The following is a 1792-nucleotide window of genomic DNA, read 5'->3' as shown; positions in this document are numbered from 1 at the left end:
GGTCGCCTAGTTACTTCGCTGCTTCATGTGGCGGTGCGCCAATTGGAATTGTTAAACAATATATTCAACAACAGCAAACACCGCATTAATGGCTTACGCCACTCGCTTATATCCTCGGGCTAAACCCATAGGTATCTACACAATTTCCGAGCTTTGCGTTAAATTGAAGAGCATGCTCTTCAATTTAACATCTCTGGTCTGGATCAGCGTCTTGTCAAACGTTATAACAGCCTTGTAAAACTCTATATGAATCCTCTTGCTTCACTTGCTCCCGCAATCAAAGACCTGGCCTCTACCCAAAAGTCGAGTTTCTCAACTACACAGGCTGTTTGGCGATTCCTGAATAATAATAAAATCTCTTTTAGTCAATTAAACCAGCCGATTAAGCTTCTTGCATGCGAACAGATCAAGACATCACCGCATCAGTATGCATTAATCGTTCATGACTGGTCTCAACTGCAGTATGTGAAGCACAGTCATAAGGTTCAGCGTCTTCAAAGAACAGAGGCGAATTCAGGCTATGAATTGCAAAGCAGTTTACTTGTCGATGCGTCATCAGGGCTCCCAATTGCGCCATTAGCTCAGACGCTAACAGATGCATCCGGCTGTTATTCCACATTCAGTGAACAATACAGCGAGCGCAAGTCCCATTTGGACTCACTCGCAGAACAAATCAAAACGATTGAACAGTATCCGATTGAGAAAACAAAAGTCCATATCATTGACCGTGAAGGAGACTCGATTGCCCACTTGAGGGAAATCAGCAGCCATGGTTTCAAATGGTTGATTCGGGCCAAAGAAAGCCATCGGATTGAGCATCAAGGGGAAACCTACAAAGTTGCAGAAGTCGCAGAAAAAGTAGTAACTCAGCAAGTTAAGCCGATTGCTTATAAAGGAAACAGGCATATGCTGCATGTTGGAGAAACCGATATTCGGATAACGCGTGCAGCAAAACCGAAGAGAAAAGATGATTTAGGCCAACGGGTTGCTCCCCAGCCAGGCAAGGCAGTTACAGCCAGATTAATTGTTGCTGTGGTGAAAGATGCTCAAGGTAAAACAGTCGCGAGATGGTCGCTGATCAGCAATGTTTCTTCAGAGATTGATGCGGTAGAATTAACCACCTGGTATTACTGGCGCTGGACAATTGAGTGCTATTTCAAGCTTCTGAAGCAGGCAGGCCATAACGTTGAATCATGGCTTCAGACCACACCTGCAGCGATTTTAAGACGGCTCCTGATCAGCAGTATGGCGTGTGTACTGACTTGGCGAATACAGCGTTCTGAAGATGAACAAAATCAGAAAATTCGTATATTTCTGGCCCGTCTTTCAGGCCGACAGCAGAAGAGAGGTAAGTTGGAAAGTGCACCTGCAATATTGGCAGGACTTTCGATTTTACTGAACACTCTTCAACTGCTCTCAGAATATTCAATAGATGAACTGAATGAAATCGCAACAATTGCATTAGGTACATCAAGATGTGTAGATACCTATGGGCTAAACCCCGAGGTTTTACGCTCCAATGGATAAAATAAAAAAGCCCAAAAATCACTTTGGGCTTTTCAGCATCAAAAACTTAATGCCAGATTAGCGCTTGAATTTCTTCTCAGCTTTCTTAAACTTCTGAACATAACGACGCTTACGCGCTGCTGTACGTTCATCCACCTGTGACTTACGTCCTTCAAATGGGTTTTCAGAGGTTTTAAACTCAATACGTACTGGCGTACCTTCAAGTTTGTACACTTTACGGAATACGTTTTCTAAATAACGACGATAATCCGCAGGCGTTTTATCA

The 1792-nt window shown here is 43.5% G+C and carries 1 protein-coding gene and 2 pseudogenes; 2 read left to right on the top strand and 1 reads right to left on the bottom strand.

The genetic code is table 11. The annotated features are described in order from the left end of the window. Both ACE3T3_RS15880 and ACE3T3_RS15875 read left to right on the top strand, forming a co-directional pair. Positions 1-89 (top strand): annotated as a pseudogene (locus tag ACE3T3_RS15880) (IS200/IS605 family transposase); the annotation flags it as partial. A gap of 157 nt (positions 90-246) precedes the next feature. Next, positions 247-1527, top strand: coding sequence for a transposase (locus tag ACE3T3_RS15875; RefSeq protein WP_130235004.1), 1281 nt, complete (start codon positions 247-249; stop codon positions 1525-1527). A 57-nt stretch (positions 1528-1584) separates the two neighbouring features. Here the strand turns inward: ACE3T3_RS15875 and ACE3T3_RS15870 are convergent. After that, a pseudogene (locus tag ACE3T3_RS15870) lies at positions 1585-1792 on the bottom strand (ribosome biogenesis GTPase Der); the annotation flags it as partial.

Source organism: Acinetobacter sp. (assembly GCF_041919735.1).
GTDB lineage: Bacteria > Pseudomonadota > Gammaproteobacteria > Pseudomonadales > Moraxellaceae > Acinetobacter.
Note: the sequence above shows the minus strand (reverse complement) of the source record. Positions and strands in the feature narration are given on the sequence as shown.

Excerpts from the sequence above, each read along its gene's own strand:
- ACE3T3_RS15875 (WP_130235004.1), top strand. The coding sequence starts at position 247 with ATGAATCCTCTTGCTTCACTTGCTCCCGCAATCAAAGACCTGGCCTCT.